The organism is Microbulbifer sp. CNSA002 (assembly GCF_047324085.1).
GTDB lineage: Bacteria > Pseudomonadota > Gammaproteobacteria > Pseudomonadales > Cellvibrionaceae > Microbulbifer.
On the sequence record NZ_CP172449.1, the window covers coordinates 5,061,474 to 5,082,846 of the forward strand.

At 53.4% G+C, this 21,373-nt stretch carries 22 protein-coding genes and 1 tRNA gene; 15 read left to right on the forward strand and 8 right to left on the reverse strand.

Going from position 1 to position 21,373, the window contains the following annotated elements:
* Positions 1-90 precede the first annotated feature (90 nt).
* From secB to ACG1BZ_RS22370, 3 genes are all read right to left on the reverse strand, one after another.
* Positions 91-582 (reverse strand): protein-export chaperone SecB, encoded by a 492-nt coding sequence (gene secB, locus ACG1BZ_RS22360; protein ID WP_282930772.1) that lies wholly within the window; start codon positions 580-582, stop codon positions 91-93.
* 160 nt (positions 583-742) lie between these two features.
* Positions 743-1,003 carry a glutaredoxin 3 gene (grxC, locus tag ACG1BZ_RS22365; protein WP_282930771.1) on the reverse strand — a complete coding sequence of 87 codons (261 nt, stop codon included), beginning with the start codon at positions 1,001-1,003 and terminating at the stop codon, positions 743-745.
* 30 nt (positions 1,004-1,033) lie between these two features.
* Entirely contained in the window at positions 1,034-1,450 is a 417-nt protein-coding gene (locus ACG1BZ_RS22370; protein WP_282930770.1) for a rhodanese-like domain-containing protein, read from the reverse strand.
* A 216-nt stretch (positions 1,451-1,666) separates the two neighbouring features.
* On the opposite strand from ACG1BZ_RS22370, the gene gpmI reads away from it, so the two are divergent.
* The 3 genes from gpmI to ACG1BZ_RS22385 all read left to right on the forward strand — a co-directional run bounded on the left by gpmI (position 1,667) and on the right by ACG1BZ_RS22385 (position 6,072).
* On the forward strand, positions 1,667-3,214 hold the full coding sequence (gene gpmI, locus ACG1BZ_RS22375) for a 2,3-bisphosphoglycerate-independent phosphoglycerate mutase (RefSeq protein WP_413663751.1): 1,548 nt from the start codon (positions 1,667-1,669) through the stop codon (positions 3,212-3,214).
* Positions 3,214-4,341 carry a murein hydrolase activator EnvC family protein gene (locus tag ACG1BZ_RS22380; protein WP_413663752.1) on the forward strand — a complete coding sequence of 376 codons (1,128 nt, stop codon included), beginning with the start codon at positions 3,214-3,216 and terminating at the stop codon, positions 4,339-4,341. The genes gpmI and ACG1BZ_RS22380 overlap by 1 nt, the downstream gene beginning before the upstream one ends.
* 372 nt (positions 4,342-4,713) lie before the next feature.
* Positions 4,714-6,072: a S41 family peptidase gene (locus ACG1BZ_RS22385; RefSeq protein WP_413663753.1), complete on the forward strand. Its 1,359-nt coding sequence runs from the start codon at positions 4,714-4,716 to the stop codon at positions 6,070-6,072.
* A 47-nt stretch (positions 6,073-6,119) separates the two neighbouring features.
* Here the strand turns inward: ACG1BZ_RS22385 and hisF are convergent, their stop codons facing one another.
* From hisF to hisB, 4 genes are read right to left on the reverse strand one after another with little or no spacing between them, the layout of a single operon-like run.
* On the reverse strand, positions 6,120-6,881 hold the full coding sequence (gene hisF / locus ACG1BZ_RS22390) for an imidazole glycerol phosphate synthase subunit HisF (RefSeq protein ID WP_282930766.1): 762 nt from the start codon (positions 6,879-6,881) through the stop codon (positions 6,120-6,122).
* A complete protein-coding gene (hisA, locus tag ACG1BZ_RS22395) occupies positions 6,881-7,612 on the reverse strand; it encodes a 1-(5-phosphoribosyl)-5-[(5-phosphoribosylamino)methylideneamino]imidazole-4-carboxamide isomerase (protein WP_413663754.1) in 732 nt (243 codons plus the stop codon). The genes hisF and hisA overlap by 1 nt, the downstream gene beginning before the upstream one ends.
* A gap of 48 nt (positions 7,613-7,660) precedes the next feature.
* The gene (gene hisH, locus ACG1BZ_RS22400) at positions 7,661-8,314 is read right to left on the reverse strand and encodes an imidazole glycerol phosphate synthase subunit HisH (protein ID WP_413663755.1); all 654 of its coding nucleotides are present in this window, start codon (positions 8,312-8,314) and stop codon (positions 7,661-7,663) included.
* A complete protein-coding gene (gene hisB, locus ACG1BZ_RS22405) occupies positions 8,314-8,901 on the reverse strand; it encodes an imidazoleglycerol-phosphate dehydratase HisB (protein ID WP_282930763.1) in 588 nt (195 codons plus the stop codon). The genes hisH and hisB overlap by 1 nt, the downstream gene beginning before the upstream one ends.
* A gap of 101 nt (positions 8,902-9,002) precedes the next feature.
* On the opposite strand from hisB, the gene ACG1BZ_RS22410 reads away from it, so the two are divergent.
* The 12 genes from ACG1BZ_RS22410 (at position 9,003) to ACG1BZ_RS22465 (ending at position 19,904) form a co-directional block, all read left to right on the forward strand.
* Positions 9,003-9,317: a hypothetical protein gene (locus ACG1BZ_RS22410; protein ID WP_413663756.1), complete on the forward strand. Its 315-nt coding sequence runs from the start codon at positions 9,003-9,005 to the stop codon at positions 9,315-9,317.
* A gap of 83 nt (positions 9,318-9,400) precedes the next feature.
* On the forward strand, positions 9,401-11,506 hold the full coding sequence (locus tag ACG1BZ_RS22415; RefSeq protein ID WP_413663757.1) for a TonB-dependent receptor: 2,106 nt from the start codon (positions 9,401-9,403) through the stop codon (positions 11,504-11,506).
* A gap of 165 nt (positions 11,507-11,671) precedes the next feature.
* Positions 11,672-13,831, forward strand: coding sequence for an AsmA family protein (locus ACG1BZ_RS22420; protein WP_413663758.1), 2,160 nt, complete (start codon positions 11,672-11,674; stop codon positions 13,829-13,831).
* A 79-nt stretch (positions 13,832-13,910) separates the two neighbouring features.
* Entirely contained in the window at positions 13,911-14,996 is a 1,086-nt protein-coding gene (gene mutY / locus ACG1BZ_RS22425; RefSeq protein ID WP_413665899.1) for an A/G-specific adenine glycosylase, read from the forward strand.
* Between the two features lie 15 nt (positions 14,997-15,011).
* A complete protein-coding gene (locus ACG1BZ_RS22430; protein WP_282930759.1) occupies positions 15,012-15,287 on the forward strand; it encodes an oxidative damage protection protein in 276 nt (91 codons plus the stop codon).
* Between the two features lie 126 nt (positions 15,288-15,413).
* Positions 15,414-15,489 (forward strand) — tRNA-Phe (locus ACG1BZ_RS22435).
* 619 nt (positions 15,490-16,108) lie between these two features.
* Positions 16,109-16,594, forward strand: coding sequence for a hypothetical protein (locus tag ACG1BZ_RS22440; RefSeq protein WP_413663759.1), 486 nt, complete (start codon positions 16,109-16,111; stop codon positions 16,592-16,594).
* 17 nt (positions 16,595-16,611) lie between these two features.
* On the forward strand, positions 16,612-17,037 hold the full coding sequence (locus tag ACG1BZ_RS22445) for a hypothetical protein (protein WP_413663760.1): 426 nt from the start codon (positions 16,612-16,614) through the stop codon (positions 17,035-17,037).
* 216 nt (positions 17,038-17,253) lie between these two features.
* A complete protein-coding gene (locus ACG1BZ_RS22450) occupies positions 17,254-18,051 on the forward strand; it encodes a hypothetical protein (RefSeq protein WP_413663761.1) in 798 nt (265 codons plus the stop codon).
* Positions 18,052-18,152: 101 nt separating this feature from the next.
* Positions 18,153-18,590: a DUF1810 domain-containing protein gene (locus tag ACG1BZ_RS22455; protein ID WP_413663762.1), complete on the forward strand. Its 438-nt coding sequence runs from the start codon at positions 18,153-18,155 to the stop codon at positions 18,588-18,590.
* A gap of 383 nt (positions 18,591-18,973) precedes the next feature.
* Positions 18,974-19,597, forward strand: coding sequence for a GDSL-type esterase/lipase family protein (locus ACG1BZ_RS22460; protein ID WP_413663763.1), 624 nt, complete (start codon positions 18,974-18,976; stop codon positions 19,595-19,597).
* Positions 19,598-19,787: 190 nt separating this feature from the next.
* Positions 19,788-19,904, forward strand: a complete 117-nt coding sequence (locus ACG1BZ_RS22465; protein ID WP_413665900.1) for a hypothetical protein — start codon at positions 19,788-19,790, stop codon at positions 19,902-19,904.
* Positions 19,905-19,941: 37 nt separating this feature from the next.
* On the opposite strand, the gene ACG1BZ_RS22470 is transcribed toward ACG1BZ_RS22465, so the two are convergent.
* Positions 19,942-21,279 (reverse strand): dicarboxylate/amino acid:cation symporter, encoded by a 1,338-nt coding sequence (locus ACG1BZ_RS22470; RefSeq protein ID WP_282930708.1) that lies wholly within the window; start codon positions 21,277-21,279, stop codon positions 19,942-19,944.
* Between the last annotated feature and the right edge of the window lie 94 nt (positions 21,280-21,373).

Below are 21,373 nucleotides of genomic sequence, written 5' to 3' on the forward strand. Positions count from 1 at the left end.
TAAAATGGACGCTATCCCCGGGGAGATTACAGATATAAAAAAAGGCCCCGCTAAGGGACCTTTTTATCGTGCCAGCTGGGCTAAAACGAATTAAGCGTTCGCTTGAGCGCCTTCTGCTTCTTTCTGTGCCTTATCGAGGGCAGCAGCGAACAGAGCGTCGAAGTTCACAGGCGGCAACATCAGTGCCGGGAAAGAACCTTTAACTACTGCGTTATCGATCACTTCGCGAGCGTAGGGGAACAGAATTTGCGGGCAGGCAGTATTCAGGGCCTGGGCCAGCTGTTGACCTTCCAGACCTTTGATACCGAATAGGCCAGCTTGTTTTACTTCCACCAGGAAAGCGGTGTCTTCTTCCAGCTTTACGGTGATAGTCAGGGTCAGAGCCACTTCGTACAGATCGTCTTCGATCTTCGCGGTCTTGGTGTTCAGCTCCTGATTAACCTGGGGCTTCCACTGCTTTTTGAAGACCTCGGCACCCATCGGGGTTTCGAAGGAGAGGTCTTTCAGGTAGATGCGTTGCATCGCAAATTGTACTTGTGGAGCCTCTGCGTTTGCCGCTGCGCCATTCAATTCTTCAGCCATGTTACAGCCTGTTCATTATAAAAAGTTTATTGATGCCTTCCGTGAGAAAGGCTCCGGTAATAACTCAACAGTTGGGGCCTCGATAAAACGTTTCAAGGCCCAGACCGGATAAATAGCAAAAATTGGGGACCGCATGTTGGCGGCCGCGTCAGTTTTCCGCTTATCCCGCTGCTTTCAGCAATTTGTCGAGTCGGCCACCGCGCTCCAACGCCATCAGGTCGTCGCAACCACCTACATGCTTATCGCCAATCCAAATCTGCGGCACCGAGCGGCGCCCCGCCTTGTCAGCCATTTCTGCGCGCAAGCCGGGATTATTGTCCACAGGGATTTCGCGATAAGCGACACCCTTGCTATCCAGTAGCTGCTTGGCGCGAATACAGTAGGGGCAGAAACGGGTGGTATAAATGACAACATTCTGCATGACAAAACTCCGTCAAACTTATACTTCAGGTTAACCTTTGCCTTTAACGACAGGCAGGTTCTGGTTAGCCCACTCGCTCATTCCGCCCTGCAGGCGACGCACTTGGAAACCTTTCTGTTTCAGCATGCGCCCCACCGGACCTGCGTGCTGCCCCATCTTGTCAGCGACAATAATGGTCTTATCTTTAAACGGTTCCAGCTCGGCAATGCGCTCAGCCACATCCCCGTGGGGAATATGCAGGGAGTCGACAATATGACCGGCAGTGAACTCGCTGCGATCGCGAATATCCAGCACCTTGGCCCCGTCGCTATTGATCAGCTTGGTCACTTCATGAAGTGATGCCGGCTCGCCAGACTTGAATCGCTCAGTCAAAACAAATGCGTAAAGCAATGCCACAAGCAGGCCGACCAACAGCCACTGCTCAGCTAAAAAGTCGAGAAAATCCACTTCGCCCCCAAAATCCTCAAGTGGTAATCAATAGGGCACTACGGCGCCCAATGCCGGCGGGAGTATACACGATCATGGCGAAATTCTAATCAACCAAATCCCTCCGCCCCAGCCTCTTTGTAATCCGGCTTAAGCTAAATAACATGGTGAAATACCAGCCCCACAGGTTAAAATCCGCGTCCGCAATTTAACCCTTGGAAGAGGAATACTGTCGCTATGGCCGCTACGCAAGCCCCGCAAAAACGCCCCCTGGTCCTGCTGATTCTGGACGGCTTCGGCCACAGCGACAATCCCGAGCACAATGCGATCCACGCTGCCAAATCGCCGGTTTGGGACAATATCTGGGCAACCCGCCCAAAAACCCTGATCCAGACATCCGGGATGGCGGTGGGCCTGCCCGATGGACAAATGGGCAACTCGGAAGTCGGCCATATGACACTGGGTGCCGGTCGAGTGGTCTACCAGAACTTTACCCGGATCAACAAAGCCATCCAGGACGGCGACTTCTTCCGCAATACCGCTTACACCACTGCGGTCGATAAGGCTATCGCCAACAACGGCGCCGTCCATATTATGGGACTCCTGTCCGAAGGCGGCGTACACAGCCACGAAGATCATATTGTTGCCATGATAACCCTGGCGGCACAGCGCGGCGCCCGCGCTATTTATGTACACGCGTTTCTCGATGGCCGCGACACCCCACCGCGCAGTGCCGAACCCTCCCTGGCGCGCCTGATGCAGGTGTGTGACTCCGTCGGCAATGCCCATATGGCTACCCTGGCCGGGCGCTACTTCGCCATGGATCGCGACCAGCGCTGGGAGCGCACCGAGTCCGTTTACGACATGCTGACCCTGGGTACAGCAGAGCATAGTGCCAGTGACGCCCAGGCAGGGCTGGCCTCGGCCTATGAGCGCGGTGAAAACGATGAGTTTGTCGCGCCAACGGTGATTGGCGAGCCCGCCCCGATCCGGGATGGCGATGCCCTTATCTTTATGAATTTCCGCCCGGATCGCGCGCGCCAGTTAACCCGCGCTTTTACCGAGCAGGACTTCAGCGGCTTCGAGCGCAAAGCCAAACCGCAGCTGGCGGACTTCGTCATGACGACCGAATATGCTGCCAATATCCACGCCAGCTGTGCCTTCCCGCCAGAAAACCTGGTCAACTCCCTCGGCGAGTACTTGTCTGCAGAGGGCAAAACCCAGCTGCGCATCGCCGAGACAGAGAAGTACGCCCACGTTACCTTCTTCTTCAGCGGCGGCCGCGAAGAGCCCTACAACGGCGAAACCCGCGAACTGATCAAGTCACCGGATGTGGCCACCTACGATCTGCAACCGGAAATGAATGCGCCAATTGTCACTGACAAACTGGTAGCGGCGATTGAGAGCGGCGAGTACGACGCCATTATCTGCAACTACGCCAACGGCGATATGGTCGGCCATACCGGTGTTTTCGAGGCGGCAGTAAAAGCCGTCGAAGCCCTGGACCAGAGTGTAGAGCGCGTCGTAAACGCCGCTCTGGCTGCCGGCGGCGAAGTGCTGATAACTGCCGACCACGGCAATGTGGAAGAGATGTTCGACGCCAACTCCGGCCAGGTCAGCACCCAGCACTCCACTCTGCCGGTGCCTTTTGTTTATATCGGCGAGCGCAATGTGCAAATGTGTGACGGAGGTAGTCTGGCGGATGTAGCACCAACCATGTTAGCGTTGATGGATCTGCCACAGCCGACGGAAATGACCGGCCAAAGTTTGGTAAAAATGGACTGATGAAAACTTTCGTATTCCTCCTGATCACACTGATTTCCCTACCCGCCTGGAGCCAGGCAGAGGGAGATGAGCAGGCGCGCCTGGCGCAAATCAAGCAACGCATTGAGTCCCTGCAACAGGAACTCAACCAGGTGCGGGGCCAGCGTGACCAATTGCTCAAGGATTTGGAGGAGAACGAGAAAGATATTTCCGGGCTGCACCAGCGCATAGACAAGATCAAACAGGATATGCGCAGCCGCTCGGACAAGCTGCGAGAACTCCAGCAAGAACAACAGCAACTGCAAGAGTCGCGACGAAGTATGCAGCGGCGGGTCGAGCAGGAGATCGCCGCCGCATACCGACTAGGCCGACAGGAGCAGATCAAGCTCCTGCTCAACCAGCAAGATCCACAGAACGTCGCCCGCCACCTCCGCTACCACGATTACTTCCTCCAAGAACGCAGCCGCATCATAGACACTTACCTGGAAACCCTCACCTCACTGGAAACCGTATCCGCCTCCATTGAGCGCGAGCGCGAAACCCTGAAAGCGGAGCGAGAGCAGCTGCAGAAACGCCAGAGCAAACTGCGCGTCGCACAGCAGAATCGCAAGGACACGCTGGATAAACTGGCGGCGCGGCTCTCCGATGGCAGCGGTGAACTCAAGCAGCTCCAAGGGGATCGCACACGCCTGCAAAAATTGATCGACGAAGTAGGTCGCGCCATCGCCTCACTGGTAAACCCCAGCGAGCAAAAGCCCTTTGCGCGCCAGCGGGGCAAGATGCAGTGGCCTGTTGATGGCCGCCGCGCCAATGCCTATGGACAGCGCCGCGCCAATGGCATCACTTGGAAAGGTGTCACCTTGCGCGCCAATGAAGGGGAACCGGTGCGGGCGATCCACCGCGGCCGCGTGGTTTTCTCCGATTACCTGCGCGGCCACGGCATGCTGGTTATCCTGGATCATGGAGAGGAGTACATGAGTCTCTACGCCCACAACCAGTCCCTCACCCGCAATATTGGCGAGTGGGTGGAAAGTGGTGACACCATCGCTCGGGTTGGCAATAGCGGTGGACTCAGCCATAGCGGTGTTTACTTCGAAATTCGCCACCGGGGTAAAGCGCAGGACCCTACGATTTGGTGCAGCTCCTGATCGGAGCTGGCACAGAGGGCATAATACGAGGCGTAAAATCCCGGGCATTTTCCACGCACCCGTTATAGAGCCCCCTCGCAAATCACAGCGATCGGGATTACACACCCGCCTAATGCTCCCCACTTCATCTCACGACTCCCGCCGCTGTGCTAATTAAATGAGAAAGCACCACGACGAAAAGCTGCGGAGTAGCGGCTTTTTTATCGCCAAAAGAGAATAAGAGCGGGAGCCAACCCAGGTGTAAGACCCATGGGCTTATGACGACTAAGATCGTGACACTGTAGAATTTGGCGTCCGCTTAGAATCCCTGCCAATCTCTGCGGTCTACACTTTCGCAAAGCAGCGAAGAAATAAGGCAGAGGTCACAACAACATGTTTATCCCCAAGGCGCTGACAACCTTGATCGGCGCAGCCGCTCTGACAGCCCTGCCTTTAATGGGTTTGACCGACGGCGATAGCCATTCCCAGGTGGCTGCAGACACTGAAGCCCGCCTGCCGCTGGAAGATCTGCGCAGCTTTGCCAAAGTTTTCGAGCAAATTCGCCAGGGCTATATCGAGGAAGTGGACGACCGCACCCTGCTGGAATACGCCATCAAGGGCATGCTGCAAGGCCTAGACCCGCACTCCTCCTATCTTGATCGCCGATCCTTTGACGATTTACAAGCCAACACCACCGGTGAGTTTGCCGGCCTCGGGATCGAGGTGGGCATCGAAAACGACCATATCACCGTCGTCACCCCCATGGACGACACCCCCGCCTCCCGCGCTGGCCTCAAGGCCGGCGATGTCATACTGCGCCTGTCGGGCAAATCCATGAAGGGTGTGAGCCTGGATGAAGCGGTGGAGTGGATGCGCGGGCCCAAAGGAAGCAGTGTCACCCTGACCATCGCTCGCAAAGGTTTTAAAGAACCTTTCGATGTCACTCTCAAGCGGGACACCGTGCGCGTGCGCAGTGTGCGCAGCAAAGTCCTCGATGATGGCTACGGTTATCTGCGCATCAGCCAGTTCCAGCTGGACACCGGCGCCGATGTGGCCGACGAGCTGATCAAGTTGCAGAAGAAAGGCGCACTGAAAGGGCTGGTTATCGACCTGCGCAACAACCCCGGTGGCGTGCTGCAATCCTCGGTGGAAGTAGCGGATGCATTTTTGGAAGAGGGCCTTGTGGTCTACACCGAAGGTCGCAATGAAGCCGCCAACCTGAGCTATTCCGCCGAGCCGGGCGATTTAACCGAAGGCGCTCCGTTGGTTGTATTAATCAACGCGGGCTCCGCCTCTGCAGCGGAAATTGTCGCCGGCGCCCTACAGGATCACCGCCGCGCAGTGGTGATGGGCACCGACAGCTTCGGCAAGGGATCGGTACAAACGGTAATCCCTATCAATAATGAACGCGCTATCAAACTGACAACCGCGCTCTACTTCACCCCCAATGGCCGCTCAATCCAGGCCCAGGGCATCACACCGGATATCGTGGTAGAGCGGGTGAAAGTCACCCGCTTGGACGACTCTCCCAGACCCACTGAAGCGGATCTGGCAGGGCATCTGGACAACGGTAACGGTGGTGCCGACCGAACTTCTGAAGACCGCTCGAGAGAACAGGAAGAACGGGAAGACTGGATGGATCGCGACAACCAAATCTTCGAAGCCCTCAATGTACTCAAGGGCCTCAATCTCTACGCTCACAGGGACAGGGGTTTGCGCGAGCGCCTTGCCCGCGCAGACGAACAGCAGTAAGCAGAGTGCGGCGGGCCCAGGGCCCGCCGTGCAAGACCTACACCTACCTACAAGCGCATTTCAATCCCTGCGCTGTGCATAAACGCTTTCGCTTCGGCAATGGTGTATTCGCCGAAGTGAAAAATACTCGCAGCCAATACCGCATCCGCACCGCCGTGCAATACGCCATCCGCCAGGTGCTGTAGATCTCCCACACCACCGGAAGCAATGACTGGCACTTGAACCGCCTCAGTAACCGCCCGGGTCAGGGCCAGGTCAAAACCGTTCTTGGTGCCGTCGCGATCCATACTGGTCAGCAGGATTTCACCGGCACCGTATTCGGCCATCTGCCGAGCCCAGGCCACTGCATCAATGCCAGTGGGCTGGCGCCCGCCATGAGTGAAGATCTCCCAGCGGCCCTCTCCCACCTGTTTGGCATCAATGGCCACCACAATACACTGGCTGCCAAAGCGCTCGGCGGCCTCGCGTACAAACTCGGGATTTTTCACCGCCGCTGAATTGATTGCAGTCTTGTCCGCACCGGCATTCAGCAGATTGCGGATATCTTGCAAGGTGCGCACACCGCCGCCGACAGTGAGGGGGATAAACACCTCGTGGGCCATTTTCTCCACCGTGTGCAGGATGGTATCGCGCTGCTCGTGGGTGGCGGTGATATCGAGGAAAGTGACTTCATCCGCGCCCGCTTCGTTGTAGCGGCGGGCAATTTCCACCGGATCGCCGGCATCGCGGATATCGACAAAGTTAACGCCCTTCACCACGCGGCCGTTGTCCACATCCAGACAGGGAATAATACGTTTCGCCAGAGCCATTATTTGTTCCGTTGGTCGCAAAGCTGCTGCGCTTCGCGCAGGTTCAACTTGTCTTCGTAGATCGCCCGGCCGGTAATCGCACCGTAGATTTCACCGGCATCCAACAGCTGTTCAATGTCCTCGATGCTGCTGACACCGCCGGAGGCAATAATAGGCACCTGCACTGCGCGGGCCATTTCCAGGGTCGCCTCAATATTGACGCCTTGCATCATGCCGTCGCGGGCTATATCTGTATAAACAATAGAGCTGACGCCACAATCGGCAAAGCGCTTGGCCAGTTCTGTCGCCTTCAGCTCGGAGACCTCAGCCCAGCCCTCGGTAGCCACCAAGCCATCTTTGGCATCGAGCCCGACAATAATATGGCCCTCGAACTCGCGACACGCCTCTTCCACCAGCTTGGGATTTTTTACCGCCGCAGTGCCGATAATCCCCCACTGCACACCGGCATCCAGATAACGCTCGATAGTGTGCAAATCGCGAATGCCTCCGCCAATTTGCACCGGTAAATCGGGAAACTGTTTGGCGATAGCAGTTACCGCTTCACCGTTCACCGGGTTGCCGGCGAAGGCACCATTCAGGTCCACCAGGTGCAGGCGCTTGGCTCCCTCGTTCACCCAATGCTGGGCTGTCGCCAGGGGATCATCGGAAAATACAGTGGCGTCATCCATCTCGCCCTGGCGCAGGCGCACGCATTGGCCGTCTTTTAAATCAATCGCGGGAATTACAATCATGTCTTTTCTTACGTCGGCAGTAATTTCAGTGTGATCGGTGAGCTGGGCCTATTGGGCCCGGCCGTTCCAGTGGACAAAGTTCTTTAGCAGCTGCAAGCCAGCCTCTGCACTCTTCTCCGGGTGGAACTGGGTGGCGAAGATATTCTCCCTGGCAACTGCGGCAGCCAGGGGAATTCCGTATTCGGCTTGCCCGGCAATATCCGGATTTTCAGCAGCCGGCACATAGTAGCTGTGGACAAAGTAGAAACGGCTGCCATCGGCAATATCGGCCCACAAGGGGTGCGGCTGACGCTGCTGAACGCTATTCCAGCCCATATGGGGCACCTTGAGCCGTTCAGCACTCTGCGCCGGGGGAATGTTGTCGCCGAAGAATTTCACCGGCTCCGGGAAAATCCCCAGGCAATCAACGCCATTATTCTCCTCGCTGTGGTGCATCATAATCTGCATACCCACACAGATACCCAGCACCGGGGTACCCACACTGATGGCCTCGCGAAGCAGCGGCGAAAAACCCGCCTCGACAAACCCTGCCATACAATCCCGAATGGCACCCACACCGGGCACCACCAGGCGCTCTGCGCCCGCAGCCTGCTCCGGCGTCTGCGCCAGCACCACCTCGGCCTCCGGCGCCACCTTGTTCAGGGCGCTGGCCACCGAGTGCAGGTTGCCCATACCGTAATCGAGTACTGCAATCTTACCCATCACAAGACTCCTTTGGTGGAGGGCATAGTGCCGGCCATACGGGGGTCCGGGGTCAACGCCATACGCAGGGCGCGGCCAAAGGCTTTAAATACAGTTTCCACCTGATGGTGAGCGTTGTGGCCCCGCAGGCAATCAATATGTACGGTTACCAGCGCGTGATTGACGAAGCCCTGGAAGAACTCAAAAAACAGTTCGGTATCAAAATTGCCGATCCGCTTCTGGGTGAAAGGCACATCCATAACCAGGCCGGGCCGGCCGGAGAAGTCGATTACGACCCGGGAGAGCGCCTCATCCAATGGGACATAGCTGTGGCCGTAACGGGTCATCCCCTTTTTATCTCCCAGCGCTTCAGTAATGGCTTTGCCCAGGGTAATGCCAATATCTTCCACCGTATGATGGTCATCGATATGAATATCGCCATCGCAGCTAATGTCCATGTCGATCATGCCGTGGCGGGCAATTTGATCGAGCATATGCTCCAGGAAAGGAACCCCAGTCGCGAACTTGCCATGACCTTGGCCGTCCAGGTTAACGCTGACTTGAATCTTGGTTTCCAGGGTGTCACGGGTGACGCTAGCTGTACGCATCGAAAGCGATCCTTATTTGCACGATAAGACAGAGGGCGCAAATTATAGGATGAATGACACCCCCTGTGGTTCTCTAGTGTCAGATGAAACTTGATTCGTAATTGTTTAGCTCTATCATGCACCGCATGGTTACTCTAAAGCGCCGAAAATCCCATTACTGGGCCAGCCTGTTCCTGTTACTCGCCGTAGTAGCAGCTCAGCCGCTGTGGGCGGAGCACTTCCACCTGGGCGATACCCAGGTAGAGATGTGTGACCTGTGTTGCATGCATTCACCTGCAGCACTCGGCAGCGAGCCATTGCTCGTACAGGCTGAGCCCCAAAGTCACTACGAACGGCCCTCTGCGCCAACCGCGCGCGATCGCCAGCCAGAGCGCCAGAGTGCGCGCGCCCCTCCCTTCTTCCTGTCACTCAGTTAACACCCAAAAACCGATAATTTTTTAGTGAATGCCCACGCTGGAGCGCGTATGGCATTGTCCGCCTGTGACAGGAATAAAAAACAATGACTAAGTTCAATACTCTGGCCCTGGCTATTGCCAGCTTGGCCGTGCCCGCTATTTGCGCCGCAGAAGACAGCAACAAACTGGAAGAAGTTAACGTCACCGTATCTCCCCTGGATAAGCCCGCCGACGCAGTAGCTGCCCCGGTATCAGTGCTCTCCGGCGAGACCCTGCGCAAAGCCGCTTCCGCCACCCTGGGCGAAACCCTGAAGAACCAGCCGGGAGTGGCCAACGCCTCCTTCGGCAGTGGCGTGGGCCTGCCGGTTATTCGCGGCCAGAGCGCCAACCGGGTGAAGATCCTGAACGACAACCTGGATGTCTCTGACGCCTCCAACACCAGCGCCGATCACGCCGCCAGTATCGAACCTCTACTGGCCGAGCGCATCGAGATACTGCGCGGACCGGCGGCACTACGCTACGGCAGCGGCGCTATCGGTGGGGTGGTAAATATTATCGACGGTCGCATCCCCACTGAGGTACCCGAGGAAGTTGAAGGCGCGGTTGAGATGCGCCACGACACCGCCAACAGCCAGGATGCCTCGGTATTCCGCTTTACCGGCGGTGCCGGGCAGCTGGCCTGGTACTTCGACGGTGTCTATCGCGAAAACGACGACACGGAAATCCCTGGCCTCGCTATTGTCGAGCACGAGGAACACGAAGAGCACGACGAGGACGAAGGCGAGCACGAGGAAGAATTCAACACCGACGGCTACGTCGGCAACACCAACGCCCGCGCCCACAGCTACAGCGGTGGAGTTTCCTGGATTACTGAAAGTGGCTATATCGGTCTGTCAGTAAACAAGCTTGAGAACAACTACGGCATTCCCCTCGGCACTCACGAGCACCACCACGAAGAGGAGGAGCACGACGAGGACGATCACGAGGAACACGAAGAGCATGAGGAGGAGAGCGAAGTCGAAGCTGTGCGTATCGATATGGCGCAGACTCGCTACGACCTCAAAGGCGAGCACCGCTTCAACAGCAACTATTGGGACAAGCTGCGCCTGCGTATCGGCTATAACGACTATGAGCACGTAGAGCTGGAAGAAGGTGAACCCGGTACCCGCTTTACCAATGAAGCCTGGGAAAGTCGCTTGGAAATCACCCACGACAACGATAGTGAGTGGCGTGGTGCTTACGGCCTGCAATTGTCCGACAAAGACTTTGCTGCAGTGGGCGACGAAGCCTTTATCCAGCCCTCCCGCACCCGCAGCGCCGGCCTCTTCACCATGAAGGAACGCGAGTGGGGCAACTGGCACCTGGACCTGGGCGCGCGTATTGAGCTTGTCGATGTCGATCCGGAGACCTCAGAGGATCGCGACTTCAATCTGTTCAGCACCAGTGCCACTCTGCAGTACTTCCTGCAAGAGCACCAACATATCAGCGTCGGCGCCACCCACTCCGAGCGCGCCCCGGTAGCCGAAGAGCTGTTCGCCGACGGTGAGCACCTGGCCGAGTCGCGCTACCTGATCGGTAACAGCGACCTGGACAAAGAACGCTCTTTAAACCTGGAACTGGGCTATCACCACCACAACGAAGCAGCCAGCGGCTGGCATGCAGCGCAGATTGAAGCCAGCGTCTTCTACAACCGCATCGGCGACTACATCTATTCGCAGAATACCGGTCTTGAGTACGAAGAAGAGCTGCCCATCTACGCCTATGCCAATCGCGATGCCACCTTCTACGGTGCTGAAGCCTCGGTGAAATTTCCCCTGCGCAGCAACTTCTATCTGACTCTGTTTGGCGATGTTGTACGCGCGAGCTTCGACGAAGATATCGCCGGTGAGAGTTCCGATGTGCCGCGCATGCCTCCCCTGCGCCTGGGCCTCGCCCTGGGAGCAGAGTACGACCAGTGGGGTTGGGAATGGCGCACAGTCGAAGCTGCGGACCAGGACCGCGCCGGCGCCTACGAAGAGGAAACCGACGGCTATACCCGCATGGACCTGAGTGCCCACTACAACTTCAACATCGGCAGCAGCGACGCGGTGATCTTCGCCAGCGCCCGCAACCTGCTCGACGAAGAAATTCGCAACTCCACCTCACTACTGCGCGACTACGCTCCTGAAGCTGGTCGCAGCGTCGAAGCCGGTGTGCGGTTTATTTTCTAATAAACACCTGCTTCAATGGCCCCGCAGTGCTTTCCCAGCCTCGCGGGGCTGCATCTCCTACAATTCCGGCATAACCTATTTGTAGAAGTGCGCGGGAACATCGAGCCGCGCTGCGGCGTCATATGCGTGACACCACACGACAAATACACAGGGACAATGCTCTCCATGGCCTGGATAAAGCGCACTTTTATCGCACTTTTAATCGTTTTCCTGCTACTCGCTGGCGCCGTCGCCTGGCTGTTAGCAGGACTCGACATCAACCAATACAAACCCCAGTTAGAAAAACTCGCTGCCAAGCAGGGCGTCTCCCTGCAACTGGAAGGTGATATCGGCTGGCAGCTGTGGCCCAAGCTCGGCCTGCAACTTGAAGATGTACAGCTGGCACCATTAAAGCTACCAAAACAAACTCTGGTGAAAGCAGAAAAAATTGCCATCGGCGTGGCCCTCAAGCCACTACTGCAACGCAAAGTAGAGGCTGAGGAGATAGTCCTGGTAGCTCCGCAAATTGAGCTCACCGTCGACAAAGAAGGGCGCGGCAACTGGGAGCTGATCAGCGAGGCCCTGGAAGCTCAGAGCAAGCAACCTCCCAAACTCTCCATCCCCAAGGAACAGGAAGAACCTTCACAACAACAGGTCGACCTGAGCCTGCAAAAGCTGCGTATCGAGAAGGGCGTGGTGCTTTACAGCGATGCCCAGACTAACAAAGAGTACAAAGTCCAAGACCTGCAGGTAAGCGTTATCAACCTGGTGCCGGGTGGCGAGCCAGGCAAACTCACCGCCGCAGCAGACCTTACCGGCAGCGACCTCAAACACCCGCTGAAGCTAAAAATTGACAGCACCCTCGCCCTGGATGAGGGCCTCAATGGGCTGCGCCTGCAGCCGCTACAAGTAGACCTCACTTCTGAGAACAGCGCCAAGGCCAGCCTGCATATGCGCGGCTACCTGCGCAGGGACAGCAACACCCAGCCTTGGCGTATACAACTAAACGTCAACGCCAATGCCGACCCTCTGCGCCCCTGGTTTGAACTGACGGGCACCGAAATCGATACCCGCGATAAAGCGGCACTGCAAAAGCTGAGTATCGAAGCGAGTGTGGAAGGTACCGAGCAAAAACTCGACCTGACACCGCTGCAACTGAAACTGGACGACGTCACCTTTAGTGGCAACGCCCAGTTGCGCAACGCAGAAATGCCCGGGCTGGACCTGAACCTGCGCGGCGGCGCCTTTAACCTGGATAACTATCTGCCCCCTTCGAACGAAGATGAGGCTGGAGCCGCTTCGGCGGAACAAACCGAGGGAGTGGAAGCACAGAGTGCGCAGGCACCCGCCGCTGAAGGCAAAAAGCAGGGAGAGCAGGCGGCACAGAGCGATCAAACTGAAATCGCAGGAAAACCAAAGAGAACAGTAGCTGCCAAACCGCCTGCGGCAGAACCCCTGCCACTGAGCGACCTGCGCGGCTTCAACGCCAATATCAGCCTGGCACTGGACCAACTGCAAGCCGCTGACCTGCAAATGGACAGCCCGGAAATCCAACTCACTGTGGATAACGGCCTCTACCGACTGCAAAAATTGAGCGCCGATATCTATGGTGGCCAGCTGAACACGAATGGCCAGCTCAACGCTCGCGCCCAGTCCGCCGAGGCGCAAATGCGCGGCGGTCTCACCAATGTGGATATCGGCAAGGTCCAAGCTGCCCTCTTCCCCAGTGAAGACGTCCAGCTGGCTGGGGAAGCCAGCGTTAACTGGAGTGCCAGCACCAAAGGTAAAACATCCAAAGCCTTAGAGAAAAACCTGCGCGCCTCCGTTGAGGTTTCCAGCAAGGAAATGTCGATTTCTCCATTCAATCTGGAGAAAAACATGTGCCAGCTGTTTAGCTACGCGGAAAATACCGAAATGCCCACCCGGGACTGGCCCAACAGCACCGGACTGCAGGACCTTCGCGCCACCATCGCGGTGAAAGGCGACCAGGTAGATGTGAGCGAAATTCTCGCCGGTATCGAAAATATCGCCCTGACCGGTGACGGAGAGGTGGACCTGAAGAAACAGGGCTTCGATTTCAAGCTCGGCCTGGCCCTGGTTGGCGAAAGCACCTCCGCCGACGGCTGTACCGTGCGCAACAAGCGCTGGCGCAACCGCCCGCTGCCACTGCGCTGCAAGGGCGACTTCGACGATGTGAACATCAGCACTTGTAAACCCGACAGCCGCCGCCTCGACGACTTGCTGCGGGAAGAACTGAAGCACAAAGCCGAAAAGAAATATGGCGATAAAGTTGAAGAAAAGGTCGACGAACTGAAAGAAAAATTGAAAAATCTCTTCGGCCGCTAAGGCCCCGCTAAAGTGCACCGGGGTCCACCCGGTGCACAACTCCAGCGTTCAACCACAGATTCCAGCCCGCAGTATCCCCATGACCCCAAAGCAGTTCCAAAATGCCGTCCTGAAATGGTTCGACAAACACGGGCGCAAAGACCTGCCCTGGCAGCAGGACATCAACCCCTATCGGGTTTGGGTGTCCGAAATCATGCTGCAACAGACCCAGGTCACCACGGTGATTCCCTACTTTGAGCGCTTTATGCAGAGCTTCCCCACCCTGGAAAGCCTCGCCCGCGCGCCTCAGGACAAAGTCCTGGCTCACTGGAGCGGCCTCGGCTACTACGCCCGCGCCCGCAACCTGCACAAGTGCGCCCAGACGGTGCTGGAGGAATACGGCGGGGAGTTTCCCCAGGACGTAGAGGAACTGACCGAATTGAGCGGCATAGGCCGCTCCACCGCTGGCGCTATTGCCAGTATCAGTATGGGACTCAGGGCGCCGATCCTCGATGGCAACGTCAAACGGGTGCTGGCCCGTTTTCACGCAGTGGAGGGCTGGCCCGGACAGACCGCAGTTGCCAATCAACTGTGGCAACTGGCCGAGACTTACACCCCAAACCAACGCGTTAACGACTACACCCAGGTGATGATGGACCTGGGTGCCACCCTGTGCACCCGCTCGAAACCACGCTGCGAGGAGTGCCCGGTAAAAAAATCCTGTGTGGCTCACGCCCAGGGCAATCCACAGGATTTCCCCGGCAAGAAACCGCGCAAGGAAAAGCCGGTGCGCAGTGCCACCCTGCTCTTGCTTGAACACAAAGGTGAAATCTATCTGGAACAGCGTCCGCCCAGCGGTATCTGGGGAGGACTCTGGAGCCCACCTGAAGCCGACAATACCAGCGACTGGCTCAAGGCAAAGCGCTGGCGTGCCAGTGACGTCCAAACCCTGCCGACCCTGCGACACACCTTCACTCACTTTCACCTGGATATTTCCCCGGTGTGGGTACAACTGAGCAAAGTCCCAGCACAGGTGGCGGAGAGCGGCGCTGGCTGGTATAAACTGCGGCGTTTAAACCGCCCTCGTGCGGCCCAGGAACTGGGGCTACCCGCCCCTATCGTCAAGCTGGCAAAACAACTACTGGCGCTGCAGGCTCCCCTGCTCACGCCGACCACTGCCGACTAAAACCAGGAGGAGTCCATGTCCAGAACCGTATTCTGCCGCAAGTACCAAGAGGAATTGGAAGGTCTGGATGCACCGCCCTTTCCCGGCCCCAAAGGCATGGATATCTTCGAGAACGTTTCCAAAAAAGCCTGGCTGGAGTGGATGTCCCACCAGACCATGCTGATTAACGAAAAGCACCTGAACATGATGGAACCCTCAAGCCGCGCCTACTTGAGCGAGCAGATGATGAAGTTCTTGAGCGGCGAGGAATACGACGCAGCCGACGGTTATGTTCCGCCGGAACAGCAGTAACACAAGGCCCTGAAGCTTCCCCGGCAAAGAAAAAAAACTTTTTTATAATCAAGGGGTTGACTCTGACCCGGGGAAGGGCTTTAATACGCGCCTCGCGACGCAGGGGAAGCCCAGCAAGATCGCAAAGCCCGGATAGCTCAGTCGGTAGAGCAGGGGATTGAAAATCCCCGTGTCGGTGGTTCGATTCCGCCTCCGGGCACCATATCCAAAAGCCTCATCCGCAAGGATGGGGCTTTTTTTATGCTTGATTCACAATGAAACTCCAGCTTTCAAATCTAGGGCATACTTATTAATCACCCACCCTTCTGCTACGCTTGCCTGCTTTTCATCCAGCCCTGTTAACCCCACCAATCCCCATTTCACCTTAAAAATTCTTTTTGCTTTTAACTCATTAGGACTAGAAAGCTCACCCCTCGACCCATTTCCCCCACCCTCTTCATGAGTCCTTTCACCCCTTCTACCTCAAAGTGCAGCTTTTTAAGAGATTGCTTTATTTCTTCTCGACCTCATTAATTATTGGATTATGCTTGATGGAAACCCTCCCCTTTTCATCTATTCTGACAATTATTTTTGTTAGTAAGGCCCTACCACGCCTTAGCGCTAAGTGACATCTAACTTAAGGAGCATCTATAATAAGTATTATCTGGGCAAATTAATGTTTAATTATCTCCGCTCTTGAAAATAGAAACTGTGAGAAAATATTACCTATTTTGACCATTAACAATGAATCAATTTTCAACTAGAAAAATATCTGAAGAATAGTAACTTAGCCTTTATACCAACCTCTATATTTCAACAATTAGACGGGATGGATCAGAACAATGACACTCAAAGAAATATTTCTCCTTATATTTGTCACTTCCCCCTCTTTATCTACTGCATGTGCGCCAATCATTCAAAAGAAGATCGCTATTCCCCCACTGTCTCCAGATAAAGAATTTACATACGTATACCCAAAACCTGAAAAAGATTATTTTATTCAGAAAATTGAAAATTCTAGTAATATCGCTATTGTTGAAATCCATGTTGATCATCATTACACCAACCATCCATACGACGCACAAACTGGCTTTATAGTTTTATATGGATGGGGAGATCCACAGCCTAAATTCATTAGCATTCATCGGCAAGGATCAAGCTGTGGAAAACCGGAAAAAATAGAAGCAAACTCAAGATATGTAGCTATCTTTGAGAAAAATAAAAACCCAATACTAATCCCTCTTAAAGAGGCCGAAGAATCTATCAGGTTTCTTGGCAAGCCAGAATATATGCATACATCCGTTGGTCTTTTACCAAGAGAATTGTAACCACAAAAGAATACAACATGAAGAACTATATACTAGTTGGCACAGCCTCTTTAATGCTTACTTTATTCTCATCAATTTACAGCTTTCTATACGGAAAAGAAGGCAATGACAACATCCTCAATGAAGCCCGAGCACTAGCTCAAGAACATGCAACCAATGAATTAAAAAATAACAATTTAACCTTGATGGCAGAAAGCTACATGGAAAGCAAAATAGCGAATATCCCAGGTTTAGATGAAGAAAAATATCTAAACTGCTTATCCACTTTAGTAAGCTTGAAATTTTATAAAGACAATGCTGACTTTGAGCCTAATCTTACAGAACCTGAAAAAATTCAACAATTAAAATACACCCCAGAAAAATCGCGCCACTACGCTGTAACATTCAACGAAGTTAAACTTTCTGCAATAAGGAGGCACCCTGATATTAATTGTATTTTTTAAAGATAAATATCAGCTTAACAGTATTTTGAACCATTTCACTTCCCTTTCCTAATCATCTCAGCCTGTAACTTTTCGGCCAATACCATTTCAATCACAAATATCAAGCGTAAGATAGATATTTAATTGGACCAACACCCTACCTACTGTAGAATGCGCGGCTTTTTGCACCTAAGCAGTGAACCACAAAAAAGTTATAGCTAAGTTTCAGAGGTATATATGCCAGCAGGGAAGCCGAATAAGGGTGTTCATTTTATTTATGGAAGTATCATTGCTCTTATTGTGTTGAGCTTTTGTTTTTTACTCTATAAAAGTGAAAGTAATGGTTCCCTACGGGTGAAAATAGGAAACAATGAGCTGGAACTACAAATTGATGATAACAACCAATCAGTTTCAATTCGAGCCTTACTCGATAAGCTGTTCCAAAATGAGGAAGCAAGTCGTGAATCCAAGGCCCTATTAAAGGAATTTGGTAATTTCTATTTGCCGACCGATCCTGAACTTATTGGAGAGATTGAAAAGCAGCCCGTCAAGTCGCAAGTCTCCCGACGTTTGCGGGAGCTTCTCTATGGGTTAAAGGGCCCCTTCGATCGACAAGCTCACAGCTACTACGATGTTGAAAGCTTGCAGGTTATCGACGCAATTAGCGGTCTGGAGTTTAACCATCCAGTGTCTAAAGGACTACGAGAAATGTTGATCTATAGACGTGGCCCCTTTGAAGAAAGATCCAAAGATGTACTGCTAAGCGTTCCCGCAGGCAATAGTATTCCATCAGGAAGAGCGGCATCCTGTCGCGGCAATGATTTTTTCAGGCGGGAAATTCGTATTTTTAATACTCAGCGAACAAATTCAATTTCCGTCTTTGTCAGCGGTAGTTTTCCTTGTACTGCTGACACTTCCAATGACATACATCGGCTAATTCAACTTTCCTATGCCGATATGAAGAACCTATTGGGAGATTCTCCTGTGGGAGCCAAGGAGCCCGCCCTTGCTGAGATCATGATGAATATCAATTAATTGGTGGAAGTTCAGCCGTCAGGCAGTTCATCCTCTCGCATTCATCCTTATTACTGCTAACCTTGGGCCTGCAAAGGAATAAGAATAAAGGGAATCAAAGCATGGCCCAACCATTTCACCTTGAGCGTTTTGTGACGGCGCAAGAAAGCTCTTATGAAAGTGCCCTGAGTGAGTTGCATAGCGGCCATAAGCGCTCCCACTGGATGTGGTATATATTCCCCCAGATCTCCGGCCTGGGGCATAGCGCGACATCCGAACATTTTGCAATTAAAAACCTGGATGAAGCCCGGGCTTACCTGGAGCACCCTGTGCTCGGGCCCAGACTCAAAGAGTGCTGCAAGGAGTTATTGCAACTGAATAATTACTCCGCTTACCAGATATTCGGCTCACCGGATGATGTAAAACTTAAGTCATCCATGACGCTATTTTCTATCGCCGATCCCAAAGACAAGCTATTTGAAGAGGTGCTGGAAAAATACTATGAAGGACAGAAGGACCTTCGTACTTTCGAGATACTGAAAGTTCCTGTCCAACATTAGTTACCTGCAAGGGTGGAGCTTTTTTATGATCGGAAGGCTGGATGGCAATCATAATCTGAACCATTATATTGGCGTACAAACTGTAGTATCCATACTCACAGAATCTACCACTCTACCCATATTAAATTTTCCTCATCATTTTAAGCCAAGCCGATCAGCACCTCTTCCCCCCCTCCAAAGAAACTGTAAATCTACAGCCCACCTTAGAACTCTCTCCATTCGATTTCTAATTGTCTTTTAACAAGGCTATTCCTACCCAAGCCTTGGACTCTCAACTTTTCGAAGTTACGATTTTCTACTAATGCATACAACCTGGACCTAGTCGATGTCTATAATGGTAACGGCAAATAAAATCCAAAGTTCAGTCAAATTAGTGGCTTTCTATGGCACGAAGAGTCCCCAAAAAAATTGTCTTTATTGGCTCCAGTTCTATCTATGGAAAAGGTGATATAGAACTAGGCGGATTTGTTCAACGATTCCGGTTTCGGTTCGAAACTTTAGATCCCCATAATATAGTTTACGCTCTGGGAATATTCGGAGAGAACGCGAACTCTTTAGCCATAAGACTTTCCCGAGAACTGCCTCCAAGAAGGCCACACTTAATCGGGATATATCCTGGTTTCAATGATATTTGCCGCATCGGGGGACCAAAGGCTGAGAACTCTGTAGCGCTGGACTCTTTCCGTCAAACAGTGCGACAGCTGTTACAAACGTCTAAAACCATCGCTCCGTCCTTCCTAATGACAGGTATTCCGTTCGATGAGCAACGAACCACTCCCTTTCGGAATAGTGATAGCTATTTCTATCAGGCTGATGCGGACCTTTATAACCAAGCTATGAGAGAATCTGCCACTGCCGAAATGATCCCCATACTGGAGTTTGACAATTTATGGCGAGATCAGGAATTTATTACTCTTCTCTCAGAGGATGGCCTCCATGCAAATCCCAAGGGACATCAATTACTGTATGAACAGACTTGGGATTTTATCTCTAAAAATTACTTTTAGTATTTATAAAAATTTTTCAATCAGATAAATTCTGAAAAAAAATATAATGACCGTTACGATATTGAATAGTTTATATTTGTTTTTTTCATTTTATAAAGATCACCCATACTTTACATATGCCACTTTTTCTCTATTTCAAGCTTCCTTTAGATACACTAGAAGTAATTAAGATTTTAAGATGAAATTTTCTATGGCCTTATTTGCATTGGCAGAAGAGGGCAGAACTTTATTTGATACAGTCCAGGAGAAATACTACGAAGGTCAAAAAGACCCTCGTACTCTGGAAATTCTAGTTATGCAGCAATAGAAACCGGGAACCCTCATTTAAGCCATCACTTTAACAGTCAGGCCGTTTGGGCGGCTTCCTCCTCCAGGTTGTCGCTGCCTAACAAGCGGTCCATCACCAGACAGGCTGTCAGATCCCCGGTCACATTGACTGCTGTACGGCACATATCGAGAATCCGATCCACCCCCAGAATCAGCGCAATACCTTCCGGCGGGACACCAATACCGGCCAGAATTGTCGCCAGGATTACGATACCGACGCCCGGCGTACTGGGAGAACCAATTGAAGCGCCAACGGTAGTCACTGTCAGCCCCACTAGCTGCGCGGTTGTCAGGTCAATGCCATATACCTGGGTTAGGAACACCGCTGCGATTACCTGATAGAGCGCCGTGCCATCCATATTCACAGTAGCGCCCAGGGGCACAATAAATTTGGCGATGGATGGTTTTACTCCCAGGGGACTTTCTGCAACTTTCATTGACAGCGGCATTACCGCAGCAGAGCTGGATGTGGAGAATGCCAGCAGCTGCACTCCGCTAATTCTCTGCAAAAATGTGATCGGGCCGACGGAGGTCACCAGGGAAACAATTATCAGGTAAAAGCTGAGAAGAATAAGTAGTCCCAGAATCACGGTGCCCACATACACAGACATTCCCAAAATTGCAGTGAGGCCCACGCGAATAGCAATATCTGCCAGGAGGCCAAATACGGCCAGGGGCGCAAACAGCATGGCCCAGCCAACCACTTTAAGTGCCACCTCCTGAATAATGCCAAAGGCGTATACCGCTGTTTCCCGCTGCTTTTGCGGCAACAGCATCACGGCAACACCAATGAAAATCGCGTAGACCACCAGCTGCAACATATTGCGCATGGCAATACTTTCGTTGAGGTTGGCGGGAATCAACTCAGCAATACGCTCGGGAAGCGGTTTGGACTCCATCACCTGGGGGGCGCTCGCAACTTGCAACTCGGTAGCGGCGCTAAGCAGGGACTCATCGATATAGTCGCCGGGTTGGATCAACTGGACCAGGATAATCCCGATAATCACCGCAACGGTGGTGGTGCCGACAAAGTAGGGGGCGATGCGCAGCCCGACCCGTTTAAGCTGACTGACATTCCCGCTGCCACTGAGCCCCAGGATGATTGAGGACATAATCAGCGGTATCACCACCATCTGGATCATATTCAGAAAGATGGAGCCCGGCAGCTTAAACCAGCTGGCCAATGCCGCACTGAGATCCTGGCTCACCAGCGCGGCCCCCTCAGGAGATAGCAGCAGGCCGACAGTTAGCCCCAGGATCATGGCGACCACTATCTGCATCCATAGGCGAGTGCGCACCAGCACACCGAGGGATTCCACCATTCGGATCAGATAGAAATTTGTACCATTGCTCATTGTTGGTATTCCGGATTACCTGAAATAGTTAGAGGCATTATGTCCCAGGGCCATTAAGGAAACCTGGCGGTCAGATCAAGTCCTGGGCATATAA

Coding starts and splice junctions, on each gene's coding strand:
- secB (WP_282930772.1), bottom strand. CDS start 582: ATGGCTGAAGAATTGAATGGCGCAGCGGCAAACGCAGAGGCTCCACAA.
- grxC (WP_282930771.1), bottom strand. CDS start 1,003: ATGCAGAATGTTGTCATTTATACCACCCGTTTCTGCCCCTACTGTATT.
- gpmI (WP_413663751.1), top strand. CDS start 1,667: ATGGCCGCTACGCAAGCCCCGCAAAAACGCCCCCTGGTCCTGCTGATT.
- ACG1BZ_RS22380 (WP_413663752.1), top strand. CDS start 3,214: ATGAAAACTTTCGTATTCCTCCTGATCACACTGATTTCCCTACCCGCC.
- ACG1BZ_RS22385 (WP_413663753.1), top strand. CDS start 4,714: ATGTTTATCCCCAAGGCGCTGACAACCTTGATCGGCGCAGCCGCTCTG.
- hisF (WP_282930766.1), bottom strand. CDS start 6,881: ATGGCTCTGGCGAAACGTATTATTCCCTGTCTGGATGTGGACAACGGC.
- hisA (WP_413663754.1), bottom strand. CDS start 7,612: ATGATTGTAATTCCCGCGATTGATTTAAAAGACGGCCAATGCGTGCGC.
- hisH (WP_413663755.1), bottom strand. CDS start 8,314: ATGGGTAAGATTGCAGTACTCGATTACGGTATGGGCAACCTGCACTCG.
- hisB (WP_282930763.1), bottom strand. CDS start 8,901: ATGCGTACAGCTAGCGTCACCCGTGACACCCTGGAAACCAAGATTCAA.
- ACG1BZ_RS22415 (WP_413663757.1), top strand. CDS start 9,401: ATGACTAAGTTCAATACTCTGGCCCTGGCTATTGCCAGCTTGGCCGTG.
- ACG1BZ_RS22420 (WP_413663758.1), top strand. CDS start 11,672: ATGGCCTGGATAAAGCGCACTTTTATCGCACTTTTAATCGTTTTCCTG.
- mutY (WP_413665899.1), top strand. CDS start 13,911: ATGACCCCAAAGCAGTTCCAAAATGCCGTCCTGAAATGGTTCGACAAA.
- ACG1BZ_RS22430 (WP_282930759.1), top strand. CDS start 15,012: ATGTCCAGAACCGTATTCTGCCGCAAGTACCAAGAGGAATTGGAAGGT.
- ACG1BZ_RS22440 (WP_413663759.1), top strand. CDS start 16,109: ATGACACTCAAAGAAATATTTCTCCTTATATTTGTCACTTCCCCCTCT.
- ACG1BZ_RS22445 (WP_413663760.1), top strand. CDS start 16,612: ATGAAGAACTATATACTAGTTGGCACAGCCTCTTTAATGCTTACTTTA.
- ACG1BZ_RS22450 (WP_413663761.1), top strand. CDS start 17,254: ATGCCAGCAGGGAAGCCGAATAAGGGTGTTCATTTTATTTATGGAAGT.
- ACG1BZ_RS22455 (WP_413663762.1), top strand. CDS start 18,153: ATGGCCCAACCATTTCACCTTGAGCGTTTTGTGACGGCGCAAGAAAGC.
- ACG1BZ_RS22460 (WP_413663763.1), top strand. CDS start 18,974: ATGGCACGAAGAGTCCCCAAAAAAATTGTCTTTATTGGCTCCAGTTCT.
- ACG1BZ_RS22465 (WP_413665900.1), top strand. CDS start 19,788: ATGGCCTTATTTGCATTGGCAGAAGAGGGCAGAACTTTATTTGATACA.
- ACG1BZ_RS22470 (WP_282930708.1), bottom strand. CDS start 21,279: ATGAGCAATGGTACAAATTTCTATCTGATCCGAATGGTGGAATCCCTC.